Annotated in this window: 18 protein-coding genes and 1 pseudogene; 12 read left to right on the top strand and 7 right to left on the bottom strand. The window is 60.7% G+C overall.

What is annotated here, in order from left to right:
* Nucleotides 1–130 precede the first annotated feature (130 nt).
* From RGV33_RS30920 to RGV33_RS30905, 4 genes are all read left to right on the top strand, one after another.
* Complete coding sequence (locus RGV33_RS30920; protein ID WP_322148210.1) at nt 131–1,225, top strand: polyamine ABC transporter substrate-binding protein; 1,095 nt, start codon at nt 131–133, stop codon at nt 1,223–1,225.
* A 75-nt stretch (nt 1,226–1,300) separates the two neighbouring features.
* A complete protein-coding gene (locus RGV33_RS30915; protein ID WP_076013053.1) occupies nt 1,301–2,443 on the top strand; it encodes an ABC transporter ATP-binding protein in 1,143 nt (380 codons plus the stop codon).
* Nucleotides 2,440–3,360: an ABC transporter permease subunit gene (locus RGV33_RS30910; RefSeq protein WP_322148208.1), complete on the top strand. Its 921-nt coding sequence runs from the start codon at nt 2,440–2,442 to the stop codon at nt 3,358–3,360. Before RGV33_RS30915 ends, RGV33_RS30910 begins: the two co-directional genes overlap by 4 nt.
* Nucleotides 3,357–4,244 (top strand): ABC transporter permease subunit, encoded by an 888-nt coding sequence (locus RGV33_RS30905; RefSeq protein WP_322148206.1) that lies wholly within the window; start codon nt 3,357–3,359, stop codon nt 4,242–4,244. The genes RGV33_RS30910 and RGV33_RS30905 overlap by 4 nt, the downstream gene beginning before the upstream one ends.
* A 133-nt stretch (nt 4,245–4,377) precedes the next feature.
* Here RGV33_RS30905 and RGV33_RS30900 read toward each other — a convergent pair whose 3' ends face one another.
* Complete coding sequence (locus RGV33_RS30900; protein WP_322148205.1) at nt 4,378–5,019, bottom strand: HD domain-containing protein; 642 nt, start codon at nt 5,017–5,019, stop codon at nt 4,378–4,380.
* A 264-nt stretch (nt 5,020–5,283) separates the two neighbouring features.
* Here RGV33_RS30900 and RGV33_RS30895 point away from each other — a divergent pair, with 264 nt between their 5' ends.
* A complete protein-coding gene (locus RGV33_RS30895) occupies nt 5,284–6,249 on the top strand; it encodes a GlxA family transcriptional regulator (protein ID WP_322148204.1) in 966 nt (321 codons plus the stop codon).
* On the opposite strand, the gene RGV33_RS30890 is transcribed toward RGV33_RS30895, so the two are convergent.
* Nucleotides 6,227–6,601, bottom strand: a complete 375-nt coding sequence (locus tag RGV33_RS30890) for a carboxymuconolactone decarboxylase family protein (protein WP_322148203.1) — start codon at nt 6,599–6,601, stop codon at nt 6,227–6,229. The genes RGV33_RS30895 and RGV33_RS30890 overlap by 23 nt on opposite strands.
* Here RGV33_RS30890 and RGV33_RS30885 point away from each other — a divergent pair.
* Nucleotides 6,560–6,721, top strand: a pseudogene (locus tag RGV33_RS30885) (helix-turn-helix domain-containing protein); the annotation flags it as partial. The gene RGV33_RS30890 and the pseudogene RGV33_RS30885 overlap by 42 nt on opposite strands.
* Nucleotides 6,722–6,789: 68 nt before the next feature.
* Here RGV33_RS30885 and RGV33_RS30880 read toward each other — a convergent pair.
* Together RGV33_RS30880 and RGV33_RS30875 are read right to left on the bottom strand one after the other, a co-directional pair.
* Nucleotides 6,790–9,153 carry a penicillin acylase family protein gene (locus tag RGV33_RS30880; protein ID WP_322148201.1) on the bottom strand — a complete coding sequence of 788 codons (2,364 nt, stop codon included), beginning with the start codon at nt 9,151–9,153 and terminating at the stop codon, nt 6,790–6,792.
* 31 nt (nt 9,154–9,184) lie between these two features.
* Nucleotides 9,185–9,760: a DUF6436 domain-containing protein gene (locus RGV33_RS30875; protein ID WP_322148200.1), complete on the bottom strand. Its 576-nt coding sequence runs from the start codon at nt 9,758–9,760 to the stop codon at nt 9,185–9,187.
* Nucleotides 9,761–9,871: 111 nt separating this feature from the next.
* Here RGV33_RS30875 and RGV33_RS30870 point away from each other — a divergent pair, with 111 nt between their 5' ends.
* Nucleotides 9,872–10,810, top strand: a complete 939-nt coding sequence (locus RGV33_RS30870; protein WP_322148199.1) for an alpha/beta hydrolase — start codon at nt 9,872–9,874, stop codon at nt 10,808–10,810.
* A gap of 91 nt (nt 10,811–10,901) precedes the next feature.
* Here RGV33_RS30870 and RGV33_RS30865 read toward each other — a convergent pair whose 3' ends face one another.
* Entirely contained in the window at nt 10,902–11,654 is a 753-nt protein-coding gene (locus RGV33_RS30865) for a DUF2059 domain-containing protein (RefSeq protein WP_322148198.1), read from the bottom strand.
* A gap of 131 nt (nt 11,655–11,785) precedes the next feature.
* Here RGV33_RS30865 and RGV33_RS30860 point away from each other — a divergent pair, with 131 nt between their 5' ends.
* The gene (locus RGV33_RS30860) at nt 11,786–12,418 is read left to right on the top strand and encodes a 2OG-Fe(II) oxygenase (RefSeq protein WP_322148769.1); all 633 of its coding nucleotides are present in this window, start codon (nt 11,786–11,788) and stop codon (nt 12,416–12,418) included.
* Nucleotides 12,419–12,420: 2 nt separating this feature from the next.
* A complete protein-coding gene (locus RGV33_RS30855; protein ID WP_322148197.1) occupies nt 12,421–12,915 on the top strand; it encodes a DUF523 domain-containing protein in 495 nt (164 codons plus the stop codon).
* A 109-nt stretch (nt 12,916–13,024) separates the two neighbouring features.
* On the opposite strand, the gene RGV33_RS30850 is transcribed toward RGV33_RS30855, so the two are convergent.
* Complete coding sequence (locus RGV33_RS30850) at nt 13,025–13,804, bottom strand: transporter substrate-binding domain-containing protein (RefSeq protein WP_322148196.1); 780 nt, start codon at nt 13,802–13,804, stop codon at nt 13,025–13,027.
* A gap of 134 nt (nt 13,805–13,938) precedes the next feature.
* Here RGV33_RS30850 and RGV33_RS30845 point away from each other — a divergent pair, with 134 nt between their 5' ends.
* Nucleotides 13,939–14,379 carry a DUF4399 domain-containing protein gene (locus tag RGV33_RS30845; RefSeq protein WP_063026439.1) on the top strand — a complete coding sequence of 147 codons (441 nt, stop codon included), beginning with the start codon at nt 13,939–13,941 and terminating at the stop codon, nt 14,377–14,379.
* A gap of 62 nt (nt 14,380–14,441) precedes the next feature.
* On the opposite strand, the gene serA is transcribed toward RGV33_RS30845, so the two are convergent.
* On the bottom strand, nt 14,442–15,671 hold the full coding sequence (serA, locus tag RGV33_RS30840) for a phosphoglycerate dehydrogenase (RefSeq protein ID WP_003213846.1): 1,230 nt from the start codon (nt 15,669–15,671) through the stop codon (nt 14,442–14,444).
* 204 nt (nt 15,672–15,875) lie between these two features.
* Between serA and RGV33_RS30835 the strand changes: the two genes are divergently transcribed.
* Together RGV33_RS30835 and RGV33_RS30830 are read left to right on the top strand one after the other, a co-directional pair.
* The gene (locus tag RGV33_RS30835) at nt 15,876–17,270 is read left to right on the top strand and encodes an FAD-binding oxidoreductase (protein ID WP_003213844.1); all 1,395 of its coding nucleotides are present in this window, start codon (nt 15,876–15,878) and stop codon (nt 17,268–17,270) included.
* Between the two features lie 22 nt (nt 17,271–17,292).
* Nucleotides 17,293–17,958, top strand: coding sequence for a fumarylacetoacetate hydrolase family protein (locus RGV33_RS30830; RefSeq protein ID WP_322148195.1), 666 nt, complete (start codon nt 17,293–17,295; stop codon nt 17,956–17,958).
* Nucleotides 17,959–18,152 lie beyond the last annotated feature (194 nt).

Below are 18,152 nucleotides of genomic sequence, written 5' to 3'. Positions count from 1 at the left end.
TGCGCGCGGTGGTTAGCGAAACACTTAAATGACAGAAAGTTTTGCCGGATCGGTTTATCGAGGGTAAGTTGCGCGCCGGTTTTGTTGCCGGGCAACAACTTCGGGCCCAACTATTTAAGAGGACCTCCACTTGCCAATTTCTTTATTTCGCAAAGCCTTGCTGGTGGGCGCAGGTATCACGCTGGCTGTCAGCGTGCAGGCCGCACCGACTGTGCATATTTATAACTGGTCGGACTACATCGGCCCCGACACCCTGGCCAACTTTGAAAAGGCCACCGGCATCAAGCCGGTCTACGACGTGTTCGACTCCAACGAAACCCTGGAAGGCAAGTTGCTCGCCGGTCGTACCGGTTACGACGTGGTGGTGCCGTCCAACCATTTCCTCGGCAAGCAGATCAAGGCCGGGGCGTTCCAGAAAATCGACAAGTCGCAACTAAGTAACTACGCCAATCTCGACCCGGCGCTGCTCAAACGCCTGGAAAAGAACGACCCCGGCAACCAGTACGCCGTGCCGTACCTGTGGGGCACCAACGGCATTGGATACAACGTCGACAAGGTCAAGGAAGTGCTGGGCGTCGACAAGATCGATTCCTGGGCCGTGCTGTTCGAGCCGGAAAACATGAAGAAGCTGGCGAGTTGCGGCGTGTCGTTCATGGACTCGGCGGATGAAATGCTGCCGGCAGTCCTCAACTACATGGGCCTCAATCCCAACAGCACCAACCCTGAAGACTACAAGAAGGCTGAAGAAAAACTCCTGAAAGTGCGTCCTTACGTGACCTACTTCCATTCTTCCAAATACATCTCCGACCTGGCCAACGGCAACATCTGTGTGGCGGCAGGCTTCTCCGGTGATGTATTCCAGGCCAAGGCCCGCGCGGCCGAGGCGGGTAAAGGCGTGAACATCGCCTACGTGATTCCCAAGGAAGGCGGCAACCTGTGGTTCGACGTGCTGGCCATCCCCAAAGATGCCACCAACGTCAAAGAGGCTCTCGCCTTCATCAACTATTTACTGAAACCTGAGGTGATCGCTCAGGTCAGTGATTACGTCGGTTACGCCAACCCTAACCCAGGGGCGGACAAACTGATGGAGCAATCGATACGCACTGACGAAGCGGTTTACCCACCGCAGGCGGTTCTCGACCGGACTTTTGTCAACTTCGAGCTACCCCCGAAAGTGCAACGTTTGATGACCCGTAGCTGGACCAAGGTCAAGACGGGCAAGTAAGGCTTAACGCTCAAATTATCCTGGGCTCGCCCGTATTGGGTGAGCTGCACTCTTTTTTTTCTGGGAGTTTCGTAAATGGCAGTTGCCTCCGGCGCCTATAAGAAAGCCCTCGAGGGCGACCAGACACCGAAAAAGGTGCTGGTCAAAATCGACCGGGTCACGAAGAAGTTCGACGAGACGATCGCCGTGGACGATGTGTCCCTGGAAATCAAGAAAGGCGAGATCTTCGCCTTGCTCGGCGGATCGGGTTCGGGCAAATCCACCTTGCTGCGCATGCTCGCAGGCTTCGAGCGCCCAACGGAAGGACGCATTTACCTCGACGGTGTGGACATCACCGACATGCCGCCGTACGAGCGGCCGATCAACATGATGTTCCAGTCCTACGCCCTGTTCCCCCACATGACCGTGGCCCAGAACATCGCGTTTGGCCTGCAACAGGACAAGATTCCCAAATCTGAAGTCGACGCCCGCGTGGCCGAGATGCTCAAGCTGGTGCAGATGAGCCAGTACGCCAAGCGCAAGCCGCACCAATTGTCCGGCGGTCAACGCCAGCGGGTGGCGTTGGCGCGTTCCCTGGCCAAGCGTCCGAAACTGCTGCTGCTCGATGAGCCGATGGGCGCATTGGACAAGAAGCTGCGTTCGCAGATGCAGCTGGAGCTAGTTGAGATCATCGAGCGCGTAGGTGTGACCTGCGTGATGGTGACCCACGACCAGGAAGAGGCCATGACCATGGCCGAGCGTATCGCGATCATGCACCTGGGCTGGATCGCCCAGATAGGCAGCCCAATCGACATCTACGAAACGCCTACCAGCCGCCTGGTGTGCGAGTTCATCGGCAACGTCAACATCTTCGAAACCCAGGTGGTGGACGACGCCGAAGGCCATGCGGTACTCAAGTGCCCGGACCTGGACCGCAACATCTACGTCGGTCACGGCATCGCCACCTCGGTGGAAGACAAGTCGGTGACCTACGCCATTCGCCCTGAAAAGCTGCTGGTGACCAGCGAAATGCCGACCTGCGAGCACAACTGGTCCAGCGGCAAGGTGCACGACATCGCCTACCTGGGCGGGCACTCGGTGTTCTACGTCGAATTGCCGAGCGGCAAGCTGGTGCAATCGTTCGTGGCCAACGCCGAGCGCCGTGGCCAGCGCCCGACCTGGGGTGACCAGGTGTACGTGTGGTGGGAAGACGACAGCGGCGTGGTACTTCGCTCATGAACATGAAGAAGTTCAAACGCCAGCTGCAACGAATAACCCCCGGTGGCCGGCATGTGGTCATCGGGATCCCTTTCCTCTGGCTGTTCCTGTTCTTCATGCTGCCGTTCTTCATCGTCCTGAAGATCAGCTTTGCCGAAGCCGACGTGGCGATCCCGCCGTACACCGAGATCTACACCTTCGTTGAACAGAAACTGCAGTTGGTGCTGAACTTGGCCAACTACGGGATGCTGGGCGATGACGAGTTGTACATCGCGGCGTACCTGGGCTCGCTGAAGATGGCGTTTTTCAGCACCATCCTCTGCCTGCTGATCGGCTACCCGATGGCCTACGCGATTGCCAGTGCGCGCAAGGAAATGCAGACCGTGCTGGTGCTGTTGATCATGATGCCGACCTGGACCGCGATCCTGATCCGCGTCTATGCGTGGATGGGCATCCTCAGCAACAACGGTTTGCTCAACGGCTTTTTGATGTCCATCGGGCTGATCAACGAGCCGCTGCAGATCCTCAACACCAACATCGCGGTGTATATCGGCGTGGTCTATTCCTACCTGCCGTTCATGATCCTGCCGCTGTACGCCAACCTGGTGAAACACGACCAGAGCCTGCTGGAAGCCGCATCGGACCTGGGTTCGAGCACCTTCAACAGCTTCTGGAAAATCACCGTGCCGCTGTCCAAGAACGGCATCATCGCCGGCTGCATGCTGGTGTTTATCCCGGTGGTGGGCGAGTTCGTGATCCCGGAACTGCTCGGCGGCCCGGAAACCCTGATGATCGGTAAAGTGTTGTGGCAAGAATTCTTCAACAACCGTGACTGGCCGGTGGCATCTGCCCTGGCGGTGGTGATGCTGGCGATCTTGATCGTGCCGATCATCCTGTTCAACCGCAGCCAAGCCAAAGAGATGGAGGGCAAGATATGAAGCGCGTCAGGTTTTCAAGCTTCATGCTGGTGGCGGGGTTGTTGTTCATCTACCTGCCGATGCTGATCCTGGTGATCTACTCGTTCAACGAATCCAAACTGGTGACGGTGTGGGGTGGTTGGTCGGTGAAGTGGTACGTCGGCCTGTTGGACAACACCCAACTGATGGGCTCGGTCGGTCGCTCCCTGGAAATTGCCTGCTACACGGCGATTGCGGCGGTGGCGCTGGGTACGTTGGCGGCATTTGTGCTGACGCGTATCAGCCAGTTCAAGGGCCGCGCGCTGTTCGGCGGCCTGGTGACGGCGCCGCTGGTCATGCCGGAGGTGATTACCGGCCTGTCGCTGTTGCTGCTGTTCGTGGCCATGGCGCAGATGATCGGCTGGCCGCAGGAACGTGGCCTGGTCACCATCTGGATTGCCCACACCACGTTCTGTTCGGCGTATGTGGCGGTGGTGGTGTCGGCGCGCTTGCGTGAGTTGGACCTGTCGATTGAAGAAGCGGCCATGGACCTGGGTGCACGGCCATGGAAGGTGTTCTTCCTGATCACCATCCCGATGATCGCGCCGTCATTGGCGGCGGGCGGCATGATGTCGTTCGCGCTGTCGCTGGACGACCTGGTATTGGCCAGCTTCGTGTCGGGCCCGGGCTCGACCACGTTGCCGATGGAAGTGTTCTCGGCAGTGCGTCTGGGGGTTAAACCCGAGATCAACGCTGTGGCCAGCCTGATTCTGTTGGCGGTGTCGATCGTGACGTTCCTGGTGTGGTTCTTCAGCCGTCGTGCGGAAGAGATGCGCAAGAAAGCGATCCAGCAGGCGATTGAAGAAGCGGCAGCCGATGGCTGGGGGAAACCAGCGGACGCGCGTCGCGCACCGGCACCGGTCTAACTGACGGAACCGGCTCAAAAAATGTGGGAGCTGGCTTGCCTGCGATAGCGGTGTGACAGTCGACTGATGTGTTGACTGATACACCGCTATCGCAGGCAAGCCAGCTCCCACAGTTGATTGCATTTCAAGTCAGCTATGCGTTCCAAGGCGACTTGCGAATCACCTCGACAAAGTTCATCGGCTTGAACCCAGGCTCCTGATCCACCAGCACATCCGTCTTCACGTTGCCAAACGTGGTCTGCGGACGATGGCGCAAGCCGTCGGCAAACGCGCAGATGATGCATTCCTTGAACCCTTCACCGCGTGGATGCGCATGCACCACAGCCTCGCGCTGCACGCTGCTGAACGCTGCGTACTCCATGCCCAGCACGTCCATTTCCACGCCCGCCGTCACCAGCGCCACGGTCGGACGCAGATGCTTGGGCACACCTGGCGTGGTGTGCAGGGCGATGGACAACCACACCTGCTCGATATCGTCATCGCTCAATCCGTATGGCTTGAGGAAGTTCGCCGCCGCGTTGGCGCCGTCCACTTCAAAACGCTCGTCATCACTGCGGTGACCTTCCACCAGGCCCAGGTCGTGGAACATCGCGCCGACGTACAGCAACTCCGGGTTATAGGCCAACTGCTGGCGCTCACCGCTCAAGGCGCCGAACAGGAACACCCGGCGGGAGTGGTGGTACAGCAGGTCGGACTCGATGTCGCGGATGTATTCGGTGGTGGCCTTGGCCAGGGCGCTGTCCGGGATCTTGATGCCGGCGATGGTGGTGCTCATGGTCGTTCTCCTCAAGAAAGCGCCGGGTTGGCGCCGATGAGTCCAGTCTGGTCGCGCACCCGCGAAGGGGCCATCGCGGCGAGGGTACGATCCCGGCCAATGTGCCGTCACATCGTGCCAAGGCCATACGCGATCAACTGTAGGAGCTGGCTTGCCTGCGATAGCATCACCTCGGAATACCTGTTACACCGAGGTGTTTGCATCGCCGGCAAGCCAGCTCCTACAGGGTTTGTGTTTATTCAGTTGAAAAAGGTGTTCCTGCTCATGGGCAAAACCGTCGCCATCCTGATCTTCCCCGGCGTCCAGTCACTGGACGTGACCGGGCCCCTGGATGTGTTCTGCGAGGCCAACCGTTTTCTGCCGCCCGAGAAGCATTACCAGTTGGAAGTGATTGGCCTGGGCCACGGCAACATGGCCTGCTCCAACGGCTTGTCGTTGCAGGCGCACCGGCATTTCAGCGAAGCCCTTGAGCCTTACGATTTGCTGTTGATGGCCGGTGGGCCGCAATTGCCGTTCGAGGATTTCGGCCCGGTGTTCAATCAATGGCTGCGCGACGCCAGTGCGCGAGCCAAACGCTTCGGCTCCATCTGCAACGGCGCCTTCATGCTCGCCCGCGCCGGGCTGCTGGACGGGCGCACTGTCACCACTCATTGGGGCGACGCTGCCGACCTGGCCGGTTTGTGCCCCTCGACCAAAGTGGATGCCGACCGCCTTTACGTACAGGACGGCAATCTCTATACCTCGGCCGGGGTAACGGCGGGTATCGACCTGTCGCTGTACCTGCTGGCACAGGACCATGGCCCGGAAGTCGCCCTTAGCGTGGCCAAGCGCCTGGTTGTATTTACCCAGCGTTCGGGTGGGCAGTCGCAGTTCAGCCCGTTCCTTACACCCCACGCCGAAGCCACCTCGGCGGTGGCGCTGGTGCAGCTCTACGTATTGGCCAACCTGACGGGCGACCTGACCATCGCTGACCTGGCCAAGGCTGCCAACATGAGCGCGCGCAACTTCTCCCGGGTATTTGCCCGGGAAGCGCAGATCACCCCGGCGGAGTTCGTCGAGCGGGCTCGCGTGGATGCAGCGCGGGTGATGCTGGAAAGCACCCGCGCACCGCTCAAGACTGTGGCGTATCAATGCGGTTTTCGCGATGCCCAGCACATGCGCAGTGTGTTCAACCGCCGGCTGGGCGTGACGCCGCAACAATTGCGGCTTAACTTTGCGGCGCCGGTTTGAGCGTGTCATAGGCTTCAAGGGCACGCAGCGAATAGATGTACGCCGCGCCGGCATTCAGCGAGATCGCCGTGGCCAACGTCGCGGCCACTTCTTCGCGGGTGGCGCCAGCCTTGATTGCCGCGTCGGCATGCACGCCGATGCAACCGTCGCAGCGGGTGGTGATGGCCACGGCGATGGAAATCAGCTCACGGGTCTTGGCATCGAGGACGTTGTTTTCCTCGGCAGCTTCCCCCAGCGCCATGTAGGCTTTGACCATCTTCGGGCTGCTCTTGCCCAGCGCGCCAAAGGCTTTCTTCACGGTAGGCAGCAAGTGACGCAGTTGTGCATGGAGTTGGCATTCAACCTGTTGCATCAGTCGCGGTTGAGCCTGACGGATATTGCCGCCCAGGCGGGGTACCAGTCCCAGGCGGCGTTCAGCAAGAAATTCAAGGAAACCTACGGCGAGGCGCCGGGGCGGCTTCGAGCACGATAGACGCAACGATGGAGATCAACTGTGGGAGCAGGCAAGCCAGCTCCCACATGTATGGCATTTCTTCTGAGCTATTGCGGTGTCCGGGCCGGCAACAGCTTCAACGTACTACGGGTATTCGCCGTCACTTCCTCATCATTGAAGTGCGCCTGCTCATACCCGCCCTCGATATACGTCTGCGCCTGATCAGAGTAGTGCTTGTCGAACGGCACACCACTCTGCCCGACCGGGTTGATGGTCAGCGCATGGGCCGCGTCGGCGAAGTCGATCAGGCGCCGGGTCGATGGGCCGTACGTCACCGGCCACGGCGCCGGGCCGATCTGTGCGGATTGGTTGTTGGGCACTTCATGGCTGCCGGGAGCGGCAAACGGGCCGACGTTGACGATTTTGTCCAACGGCTTCTGCGAGCCCAGCGGGTGGCCGTGGGTCAGGGTGTGGGCCTTGCCCCATTGCCACTGCGTCGGGTCGTCGCCGAAGGTCGCCTTGAGGTGTTGCAGGCTGTTGTCCCAGGCGAGCTTGACGGTGTCGGCGCGGTGGCCGTCCCACCATGGCGAATCCGGTGAGGCGCTCAGGCGTGGCAACGCGGCGTCCACCACGCGGGTGGTGAGCAATGTCTTGAACATCGCATCCCCCAGCTTTGGGTGAAACGCCGCATCGGTGAGGTTGAACAGGAACTGGTTGAACAGCGTGGCAGTGGTGGAGTCGAGCGGGTAATCGCCTTTCCACGCAGCCAACTGCTCTACCAGTTTCAACTGTGCCGGGTCCTTGACCACTTCACGCAGCACCGGCAGCAGTGGCGCCAACAGCCGTGGGCCGTAGGCGGTAGTGGTGCCCAGCTGCAAGGCCTGGCTGTTGTCCACGTCCCATTTCACGCGGTTGTCGCTCAATTGCGCGTTCAACTGCTGGCCACGGTCGGCCAGGTTGTAATAACCCGGGATCGGCATGCCGGTGGGTGACGCCGGCTGGGCATTGGCGGACACCACATAGCCCCGCGCCGGGTTTTCTTCCTGGGGGTTGGCGCTGAACGGGTAGAAGCCGAGTTTGTCCGCCTGGGCCGTGCTGCCGTCGAGGATAAAGCCCGGGTTGACCCCGGCCGGGCGGATCGGCAATTGCGCCGCCGCCCACCAGCCGATATCGCCCTTGGCATTCGCCCATACGATGTTCAAGCCCGGCGCCTGCACCTTGGCCGCTGCGGCACGGGCCTTGGCCAGGGTGTCGGCGCGGTTGAGCTGGTAGAAGCCGTCGAGGATCGGGTTGTCGGTGTTGAGGAAGGCCCACCACATGGCAATCGGCGTCTTGCCGGCATTCTCGCCGAGCACGTCATTGATGATCGGGCCGTGGGGCGAGGAGCGCAGGGTGAGGGTGACCGGGTCCTGGCCCTTGACCGCAATCTGCTGCTCGCTGCTGGTCATGTCTACCCACTTGTCGTGGTACCAGACCTGGTTGGGGTTGGCCGGGTTGACCTTCTCGGCGATCAGGTCGAGGTCATCGTTCTGGAACATGGTCAGGCTCCAGCCGAAATCCTTGTTGTGGCCCAGGAACGCCACCGGTACCAGCGCATTGTGATAACCGTAAAGCTCGAAGCCCGGCGCCGACAACTGCGCCTCGTACCACACCGACGGCACCGAGAAGCGAATATGCGGGTCACCCGCCAGCAGCGGTTTGCCGCTCTTGGTGCGGCTGCCGCTGATGGCCCAGGCGTTGCTGCCTTCGAACTGTGGCAGGCCGTTCTCGGCCAGGGCCTGTTCGCTCAACTGAGCGATGGCGCCGAGGTCTTTCCAGTCGCCGGCGGCCAGGTTAAGGGCGCCCTTGGGTTGCCAATCGAGGTCGAACACTTTCAGGTAATCGTTACCCAGTTGGTCGCGTACGTACGTCAGCAAGGGTTCGGTGCGAAACGCGGCGGCAAAGCTGTAGGCCAGGTAGCCGGCGACGCTGATGGTGTCTTCGGGGGTAAACGGGCGCTTGGGAATGCCCAGTACGTCGAACTCCATGGGGCTGGCGTGGCTGTCCTGATACTGGTTCACGCCGTCCAGGTAGGCTTGCAGGGCTTTCCAGGGCGCGGACTCATGGTCCATGTGCTCCACGTAGCTCAAGGCCCGTTCGCGAATGCGCAGGCTGCGGAACAGTTTGTCGGTCTCCAGCAGCTTGGGGCCCAGCACTTCGGCCAGCTCGCCACGGGACAGGCGCCGCATGATCTCCATCTGGAACAGCCGGTCCTGGGCGTGCACATAGCCAAGGGCGCGGTACAGGTCGGCCTCGTTTTCAGCACGGATATGCGGCACGCCACGGTCGTCATAGCGCACAGTGACCGAGCCTTGCAGGTGCGCCAGCGCCACGGTGCCCTGGCGGATCGGCTGCTTGCTGTAGACATACCATCCGGCGCCAAGGGCGACCAGCACGATGAGAGCCGCGAGGACCTGCAAGACGCGCTTCATGACGATTCCTTACGATGAGTGGGGCCGCGAACTACAAGCCTTTTGGCCACGAACAATAGCAGCCCACCGCCAGGGTGTGGGTCGCGTTGACTTGGCGCCCGTCTTCGAGAGCCCGCAGGATAGGTTCGATAAAGCTGTTGCTCGAATTACACGTCAGCCCTTCGCTGTACGGCCCGAAATAGGCGAGCTTGCCGCTGCGGTCCCAAATGCCCACGGCGGGGCTGGCGGGCACGTGTTCGGCGCCGGGCAGGCTTTGGATGGGTTTCATCGCGCCCAGGCTGGCGGGTAACTGGCCGTGGCTCCCGGGCTTTTGCAACGAATAGAACTCCACGCCTTGAGGTGCGTAATGCTCGATCAGTTCTGAAAGGTGTTGCTGGTTGCCGACATTGCATGGGCAGGCCGGGTCCCAAAAGTGCACCAGCCGAATATGGCCAGGCCCGGCCAGCTCGGCGGGCAGGCTCAGGGTGTCGCCGGAAAACACTGCCGTATGCTCACTGAACGCCCGCAGGTAGCGACCCTGGAACCAGTCATATGCCGCCCAAAGCACGCCGGCGCAAATGATCACGATCAGGCTGGCGAAGAGGGTGGTGCGGTAGGGCTGTCGCATGTGGATCAATCCTCGGAGGACGCGTAGCTTGCCATGCTTGCCCTGACAGATGAATATCGCGGCTCGATATTCATCTGTTCAATGCGTTGAAGCCACAGTCTGGAAGTTCTTATGCCCGTTACGTTTGACCCTGATCATCTACGCGAAAGCCTGCGGCCCCTGTTGGACGCGCAGCCGCTTTCTGCCGAGGCCCGGGTCTACCAGCGCTTCTATGGCCTGGACCTGCCCGCCCGCAAGGTGGCGGCCGTAAGCCGCCTGGGGCGCTGCGCGGTGGGCGGGTTCGATGTGGTCTGCCAGGTGTGGTGGCCGCCAGTGCCGGTGGCGACGATGTTCCTGTTCCATGGTTTCTACGATCATATGGGCTTGTACCGCAACGCCGTGGACTGGGCGCTGGACCAGGGCTTTGTGGTAATCGCCTGCGACTTGCCGGGCCATGGGTTGTCCAGTGGCGAGCGGGCCAGCATTGATGACTTTGCGGTGTACCAGGATGTGGTGCAGGCATTATTCGAGCAGGCCAGGGCGTTGCAGTTGCCGCAGCCATGGCACTTGTTCGGGCAAAGCACGGGCGGTGCGATTGTGGTGGACCACCTGCTTAACCACGGTGCCGACAGCCCGGCCCAGGGCAAGACCTTCCTGCTCTCCCCGTTGGTGCGGCCCCGGGCGTGGGGCTGGTCGCAGCTCAGTTATTACCTGCTCAAGCCTTTCGTCAAAGGCATCGCCCGGCGCTTCAGCGATAACACCAACGACCCGCAGTTCAAGCCGTTCCTGGAGGCCGACCCGCTGCAGCCACGGCAACTGCCGACCGCCTGGGTGGGCGCGTTGGCGCGCTGGATCAAACGCATCGAAGCGGCGCCACGCAGCACGCGGCGGCCGTTGATCGTGCAGGGCGAGGAGGACATGACGGTAGACTGGCAGCACAACCTGAAGGTGCTGCGCAGCAAGTTCGACCAGCCGCAGGTTTTGATGCTGCCGCGCGGCAGGCATCATTTGGCGAATGAGATTCCGGAGATTCGGCAGGTGTACTTCAAGTTTCTAAGTGATCACCTGTAGGCGCGAGCTTGCTCGCGAAAACCAGAGAGCACCGCTGATCCCCGCGTGATCGTTGACGACCATCGCGAGCAAGCTTGCGCCTACAGGCTGATCACGGCGCCAGGCTTGAGGTGCTTTGGCCGACGGCCAAGCCGGCGCGAATCGCCGCCAGTGCCGCCTTGTAGTAAGCCTTGCCATCGGGCGACTCTGCGAAGGTGGCGAATTCTTCCAGCTCCGGGTCGGACAAGTCCCGGTAGACGTACAGCAATGTGTTGTTCAAATCATTGCCAATCTGCTGCATCAAACGCTCGCGCTGGCCGTTCAACATGCCTTGTGCCTGGCCGCCGCCCAACAGGCCGGGGATCATCTGGCTCAAGCTGTCGGCCGCCACGCCGGCGATGGCCAGGCTGACTTCCGCCCCGGCTTCCCGCGCAGGCAGTGCCTGCGCCAAGTGGCCGATGATCAGGCTGCGGGTGGCACCGGCTTCGATGTGTGGCAAGCCCTGGGCATTCTTCGCCAGTTGATCGCGGCGGGTGGCCAGCAATTCGGCGGCGACAATCTTGCGGCCAAGGGGCGACTGGAAGAACGCCAGGGCCGGCTTCGGGTCTGCCAGGTTCTTGCGCAGCTGCGCTTCGGCGCGCTGGTCTACCGACTGCGGTGCGAAGCGTTTATTGCTGTTGTCCACCAGCGCCTGATACACCGCTGGCGGCAAGCTGTTGCGGTAGCGTTGCTGGGCGGCACTGAGGGCGTCATTAAAATGCGCGCGCTGGTCTGCCCAGCCGGCGACCTTGTACAACTGGTCATGGCCGTCTGCCCACGCGGGCAAAACGCAGAACATCAGCAAGGAAAAAAGCAAACGACGCATATGGACTCCTGTCAGTCGGCCACTATTGTCCGTGTCGGGCGTAGGATTTGTCGAGAAATCCTATTGGTCACCTGACTAAAGTGTATTCAGACGCTCGGCGGCGCTGTCGGATTCGCAGGCGTATGGATACTATGCGCGCCATGCCCATACCCTCCGATCACCCGCTGCTGTTACGCATTGTCGATGACTTGGCCGCACAAGGCTGGTCGCAGCAGAATATCTTCCTGCCCGAGGCTCTGACCCTGGAACTGGCGGCTGAGTGCCATAAACGCGCCGCCGAAGGTGAATTGGCGCCGGCAGCCGTCGGACGTGGGCCGTCCCAGGAGATTCGCGAGGGCATTCGCGGTGACCATATCCAGTGGCTGGAGCCGGGCGAAGTGGTCGCCTGCGACAACTATCTGGAGCTGATGGACAGCCTGCGAGTGGCGATGAACCGGGGGCTGTTCCTGGGGCTGGAAGACTTCGAAAGCCACTTCGCCATGTACCCGCCGGGGGCGTTTTACCTCAGGCATGTGGACCGGTTTCGTGATGACGACCGGCGCATGGTGTCGGCGGTGATCTATTTGAACGATGCGTGGCTGCCAGAGCATGGTGGCCAGTTGCGCATGTACCTCAAGGGCGACGTCGAATACGATGTGGTGCCCACCGGCGGTTGCCTGGTGGTGTTCCTGTCGGGGGAGATCCCCCATGAAGTCATGCCTGCCACACGCGAACGCCTGTCCCTTACCGGCTGGTTTCGCCGGCGGGGTAACGAGCCGTTTTGATCATGCAAAAGATTCTGGTCAGCCGCTGCCTGCTGGGCCACCGGGTACGCTACGACGCAGGGGCCAGCGGGCCTTTCGACCAACTGACCGCGTGGCAGGCCGAAGGGCGGGTGGTTGCTGTGTGCCCGGAAGTGGCGGGTGGTTTGCCGACGCCGCGCCCGTCTGCCGAGATCCCGGGCGGGCAGGGGATCGATGTTTGGGAGGGCCGAGCCCAGGTGCTGACGGCCCAGGGGGAAGACTTCAGCGAGGCCTTCCTCGATGGCGCCCACCAGGCGCTGGCGTTGGTGCAGCGCCACCACATCCGTATCGCCGTGCTCAAGGCCAACAGCCCGTCCTGCGGCAACCTGCTGACCTATGACGGCACGTTTACCGGCGTGAAGGTGACCGGCGAAGGTGTGACGGCAGCGTTGCTCAAGCGCCATGGGGTGCTGGTGTTCAGTGAGCTGGAGTTGCCCGAAGCGGCGGCTGCCCTGGCAAAACTCTCTAGCCCGACATAGATCAAAATGTGCGAGCTGGCTTGCCTGCGATAGCGGTGTATCAGCCTACATTTTTGGTGCTGACCCACCGCTATCGCAGGCAAGCCAGCTCCTACATTGACCGGGTCGGTTATCCGGCCTTGGCCACCGGCTTGCTCGCATCCATCCCGAACCACTTCTCCGACAGCGCCGTCAGCCGGCCATCGGCCTTCACCCGTTGCAGGGCTTTGTCCAGGCTGGCCTTGAACGCCGGGTTACCCTTTTGGAACGGGATCGCCAGGCTCAACGTCGGGCCCACATCTGCGCCGCCCTTCACCGGTAACTCGCTGTCACGAATCGCGTAGGGAATCAGCAGCCGGTCACTGATGGCCGCATCAATTTGTTGGTCGGCGACGTCCTTGATCGGCTGTTTGGCATCGGCGTAGCTGCGCAAATCAACGCCTTCGGCGGTGCGTGCCTGCTCCACAAACTGGCTGCCTTGGGCCACGCCCAATGCCTTGCCCTTGAGCGCTGCAAAACTGCCCAGCGGGCGTTGTTCCTGTTTGCGCACGATCAGCTGTGCGCTGGAGTAGCTGTAGGGCTCGCTGAAGTCGAAACGATCCGCCAGTTCAGGAGTCATAGCGATATGGTTGATGGCCACGTCGTATTTGGCGCTTTCCACGCCCGCCAGCAACTCGGCGGCATCGACGGTGATAAAGGAGGGGCGTACGTCCATTTCCTTGGCCAGCAGTTCGCCCAGCTCTACTTCAAAGCCGGTGAGTTTGTCGCCTTGCTTGAAGTTGAAAGGTGGGGTGTTAGCTTGCATGGCGATACGCAGTTCCCCGCGGTCAAACACATCGTCGATCAGATCGGCATGGGCCAGGGGGCTCACAAGGGGCAGTAAAAGTAACAGGCCAGGCAGGAAACGCATGGTCTCTCCTAAAGAATTCGAATGAGCGAGGCGCCGTTCAGGCTCGCTTTGCTATGGTGTTGAGTGCCTTGGACAGCAATTTGTCGCGAAGTTGTCATAACCCTACAGATTTCACAGAAAAACTGGAGAAGTGAATGAAAGCCTTTTTGACCCGTGCAACCCTGGCCAGCCTCTTGCTGGGCGCTTCGATGTTGGCAACCGCCGCCGATGGCATCCCGCGTAGCGCGCCACCTGAAGGTGCCAAGGTGTTTATCGTGTCGCCGAAAGATGGCGCTACCGTCGATAAAACCTTCACCGTGAAATTCGGCATGGAAGGCCTGAAACTGGCCCCGGCCACCAGCCAGGATCCGGGCACCGGCCACCACCACCTGCTGATCGACCAGAAAGCCCTGCCGGACGCCAGCGTGCCGATCCCGGCCACCGACACCGTGATTCACTACGGCAAGGCCCAGACCGAAACCGAGCTGACCCTCACCCCAGGCAAGCACACGCTGCAACTGGTAGCCGGCGACAAACTGCACATGCAGTTCAACCCGACTGTAGCGTCAAAAGTCATTACGGTTAACGTGAAGTAAGATTTGTTCAGACAAAAAAAGGGAGACCCGAGGGTCTCCCTTTTTTGTGCACGCCTGAACGATTAGAACAACACGCGGCTACGGATAGTGCCGTTGATGTGTTGCAGCTTCTCTTGCGCCAGGTCCGAATACTCGGCGTCTACGTCGATAACCACGTAGCCGACTTTCTCGTTGGTCTGCAGGAACTGACCGGAAATGTTGATGCCGTTTTCCGCGAAGACCTTGTTGATCTCCATCATCACGCCAGGGATGTTCTGGTGGATGTGCAGCAGACGGTGCTTGCCAGGGTGAGCCGGCAGCGCCACTTCCGGGAAGTTGACCGAGGACACCGACGTACCGTTGTCGCTGTACTTGACCAGTTTCTCCGACACTTCCAGGCCGATGTTGGCTTGGGCTTCAGCGGTGGAACCGCCGATGTGCGGGGTCAGGATCACGTTGTCCAGGCCACGCAGCGGGCTTTCGAAGATGTCGTCGTTAGAGCGCGGCTCTACCGGGAACACGTCGATTGCAGCGCCGATCAGGTGCTTGTCCTTGATCGCGTCGGCCAAAGCGTCCAGCTCGACCACGGTGCCGCGTGCGGCGTTGATCAGGATCCCGCCCTTCTTGATGGCGCGGATTTCCTTCTCGCCGATCATCCACTGGGTTTCAGCGGTTTCCGGTACGTGCAGGGTCACGATGTCGGACATGCCCAGCAGCTCGGTCAGGCTCGACACCTGAGTGGCGTTGCCCAACGGCAGCTTGGTCAGGGTGTCGTAGAAGAACACCTGCATGCCAAGGCCTTCGGCCAATACCGACAGTTGAGTGCCGATCGAGCCGTAACCGACGATACCCAGCTTCTTGCCACGGATTTCGAAGGAGTTGGCTGCGCTCTTGATCCAGCCGCCACGGTGGCAGGAAGCGTTCTTCTCGGGAATACCGCGCAACAACAGGATCGCCTCGGCCAGCACCAACTCAGCGACGGAGCGGGTGTTGGAGTACGGTGCGTTGAACACCGCAATGCCGCGCTCGCGCGCTGCGTTGAGGTCGACCTGGTTGGTGCCGATGCAGAAACAGCCCACAGCCACCAACTTCTTGGCGTGATCGAAGATCTCTTCGGTCAGCTGAGTGCGGGAGCGAATGCCGATAAAGTGCGCGTCGGCGATCTTTTCCTTGAGCTGGGCTTCCGGCAGAGAACTGGTGATGTACTCAATGCTGGTGTACCCGGCGGCCTTCAGGACTTCGACGGCCGATGGGTGGACGCCTTCCAGAAGAAGGAACTTGATCTTGCTCTTATCGAGAGAAGTCTTGCTCATCTGCGTAAACCTGTATCCCGGAGAAAAATGGCAGGGAATCGAGCAGCGCAAGCTGACCCGGACGGCAGGAAAGCCGTCACCGCAGAACGCCCTTGGGCACTATCCTGCGGGGGCGGTATGCTAGCATACGTGCCCCGCTAAACACCCATTCCTGCGACGTGAAGCGTTCTCAGGATGACCATGAATTGTTCGAGAGTTCTGTCGATGACCCATCCTGCCCTGATTGATGAGCTGAAGACCCTGGTTGAGCCTGGCAAGGTCCTGACCGATGCTGACTCCCTTGAGGCTTATGGCAAGGACTGGACCAAGCATTTCGCCCCGGCTCCGGTGGCCATCGTCTTTCCGAAGACCACCGAGCAGGTGCAGGCCATCGTCCGTTGGGCCAATGAGCACAAGGTCGCGCTGGTGCCGTCCGGTGGCCGTACTGGCTTGTCGGCCGCCGCAGTGGCCGCTAATGGCGAAGTGGTGGTGTCGTTCGACTATATGAACCAGATCCTCGACGTGAACCTTACCGACCGCACCGCCGTGTGCCAGCCGGGCGTGGTCACCAAGCAATTGCAGAACGTCGCCGAAGAAAAAGGCCTGTACTACCCGGTGGATTTCGCCTCTTCCGGTTCCAGCCAGATTGGCGGCAATATCGGCACCAATGCCGGCGGGATCAAAGTGATTCGCTACGGCATGACCCGCAACTGGGTAGCCGGCATGAAAGTCGTTACCGGCAAGGGCGACTTGCTGGAACTGAACAAAGACCTGATCAAGAACGCCACCGGCTACGACATGCGCCAGCTGTTTATCGGCGCTGAAGGCACCCTGGGTTTTGTGGTCGAAGCCACCATGCGCCTGGACCGTGCGCCGAAGAACCTCACCGCGATGGTGCTCGGCACCACCGACTTCGACTCGATCATGCCGGTGCTGCACGCTTTCCAGAGCAAGCTGGACCTGACCGCCTTCGAGTTCTTCTCCGACAAGGCCCTGGCCAAAGTCCTCGGGCGTGGCGACGTGCCGGCGCCGTTCGAATCCGACTGCCCGTTCTACGCGCTGCTGGAATTTGAAGCGACCACCGAAGAAGTGGCCAACGATGCCCTGGCCACCTTTGAACACTGCGTGGAGCAGGGCTGGGTGCTGGACGGCGTGATGAGCCAGAGCGAAACCCAACTGCACAACCTGTGGAAGCTGCGCGAGTACATCTCCGAGACCATCTCCCACTGGACGCCATACAAGAACGACATTTCGGTGACTGTGTCGAAAGTACCGGCCTTCCTGAAGGAAATCGACGCGATCGTCGGCGAACACTACCCGGACTTCGAAATTGTCTGGTTTGGCCACATCGGCGACGGCAACCTGCACTTGAACATCCTCAAGCCGGAAAACCTGAGCAAGGACGAGTTCTTCGCCAAGTGCGCCACCGTCAACAAGTGGGTATTCGAGACCGTGCAGAAGTACAACGGCTCGATCTCCGCCGAACACGGCGTGGGCATGACCAAGCGCGATTACCTGACCTACAGCCGTTCGCCGGTTGAAATTGAATACATGAAGGCAGTGAAGGCGGTGTTCGACCCTAACGGGATCATGAACCCGGGCAAGATTTTCGCTGTTTAACAGTCCCTGAAGGAGTCGGTCCATGAGCTACCAGCACAAGTATGTCGACGGCACCAATATTCACTTTCCCCTGGGGAAAGTGGTGTGCATCGGGCGTAACTACGCCGAACACGCCAAGGAACTGGATAACCCGGTACCTACCGAGCCGCTGCTGTTTATCAAGCCAGGCAGTTGCGTGGTGGCGCTGGAAGGCGGTTTCGCCATCCCTACCGAGCGCGGTTCAGTGCACTACGAAGCGGAAATCGCGGTGTTGATCGGCAAGCCGTTGTCGACCAAGCCGAGCCGCGAGGAAGTGCTGGACGCCATCTCCGGCTTCGCACCGGCCCTGGATTTGACCCTGCGGGACAAACAGGCCGAGCTGAAAGCCAAGGGCTTGCCGTGGGAAATCGCCAAGTCGTTTGATGGCGCCGCGGTGATTGCACCGTTCGTGGTCGGCAGCACCTTTGCGGACGTGACCGACATCGGCATCCGCCTGACCATCAATGGCGAAGTTCGCCAGGACGGCAACAGCGCGATCATGCTCAACCCGATCATCCCGATGATCCAGTACATGGCCGGCTGCTTCTCGCTGCAGGCCGGGGATGTAATCCTCACCGGCACACCGGCCGGCGTGGGCCCGCTGAATGTGGGTGATGAACTGGTGCTGGAACTGCCGGGTGTGAGCCGCTTCGAAAGCAGCGTGCACTAAATACCTGGTGAAACGCGGTCAAAAATGTGGGAGCGGGCTTGCCCGCGATAACGGTGTGTCAGTCGCCTTAAATGTTGACTGACCCGCCGCCATCGCGGGCAAGCCCGGCTCCCACATTGTTTTGTGTTTGCCTGGAAACATCGGTTTTTGCATTTTTTTCACACCCCATCCGGATAATCTCCAGCTTGCTGCGC

The organism is Pseudomonas sp. Bout1 (genome assembly GCF_034314165.1).
In the GTDB taxonomy this organism is placed as follows: Bacteria; Pseudomonadota; Gammaproteobacteria; order Pseudomonadales; family Pseudomonadaceae; genus Aquipseudomonas.
The sequence above is the reverse complement of the archived record's forward strand: the minus strand, read 5'-3'. Positions and strand labels throughout refer to the sequence as shown.

Excerpts from the sequence above, each read along its gene's own strand:
- RGV33_RS30915 (WP_076013053.1), top strand. The coding sequence starts at position 1,301 with ATGGCAGTTGCCTCCGGCGCCTATAAGAAAGCCCTCGAGGGCGACCAG.
- RGV33_RS30910 (WP_322148208.1), top strand. The coding sequence starts at position 2,440 with ATGAACATGAAGAAGTTCAAACGCCAGCTGCAACGAATAACCCCCGGT.
- RGV33_RS30905 (WP_322148206.1), top strand. The coding sequence starts at position 3,357 with ATGAAGCGCGTCAGGTTTTCAAGCTTCATGCTGGTGGCGGGGTTGTTG.
- RGV33_RS30900 (WP_322148205.1), bottom strand. The coding sequence starts at position 5,019 with ATGAGCACCACCATCGCCGGCATCAAGATCCCGGACAGCGCCCTGGCC.
- RGV33_RS30895 (WP_322148204.1), top strand. The coding sequence starts at position 5,284 with ATGGGCAAAACCGTCGCCATCCTGATCTTCCCCGGCGTCCAGTCACTG.
- RGV33_RS30890 (WP_322148203.1), bottom strand. The coding sequence starts at position 6,601 with ATGCAACAGGTTGAATGCCAACTCCATGCACAACTGCGTCACTTGCTG.
- RGV33_RS30880 (WP_322148201.1), bottom strand. The coding sequence starts at position 9,153 with ATGAAGCGCGTCTTGCAGGTCCTCGCGGCTCTCATCGTGCTGGTCGCC.
- RGV33_RS30875 (WP_322148200.1), bottom strand. The coding sequence starts at position 9,760 with ATGCGACAGCCCTACCGCACCACCCTCTTCGCCAGCCTGATCGTGATC.
- RGV33_RS30870 (WP_322148199.1), top strand. The coding sequence starts at position 9,872 with ATGCCCGTTACGTTTGACCCTGATCATCTACGCGAAAGCCTGCGGCCC.
- RGV33_RS30865 (WP_322148198.1), bottom strand. The coding sequence starts at position 11,654 with ATGCGTCGTTTGCTTTTTTCCTTGCTGATGTTCTGCGTTTTGCCCGCG.
- RGV33_RS30860 (WP_322148769.1), top strand. The coding sequence starts at position 11,786 with ATGCGCGCCATGCCCATACCCTCCGATCACCCGCTGCTGTTACGCATT.
- RGV33_RS30855 (WP_322148197.1), top strand. The coding sequence starts at position 12,421 with ATGCAAAAGATTCTGGTCAGCCGCTGCCTGCTGGGCCACCGGGTACGC.
- RGV33_RS30850 (WP_322148196.1), bottom strand. The coding sequence starts at position 13,804 with ATGCGTTTCCTGCCTGGCCTGTTACTTTTACTGCCCCTTGTGAGCCCC.
- RGV33_RS30845 (WP_063026439.1), top strand. The coding sequence starts at position 13,939 with ATGAAAGCCTTTTTGACCCGTGCAACCCTGGCCAGCCTCTTGCTGGGC.
- serA (WP_003213846.1), bottom strand. The coding sequence starts at position 15,671 with ATGAGCAAGACTTCTCTCGATAAGAGCAAGATCAAGTTCCTTCTTCTG.
- RGV33_RS30835 (WP_003213844.1), top strand. The coding sequence starts at position 15,876 with ATGACCCATCCTGCCCTGATTGATGAGCTGAAGACCCTGGTTGAGCCT.
- RGV33_RS30830 (WP_322148195.1), top strand. The coding sequence starts at position 17,293 with ATGAGCTACCAGCACAAGTATGTCGACGGCACCAATATTCACTTTCCC.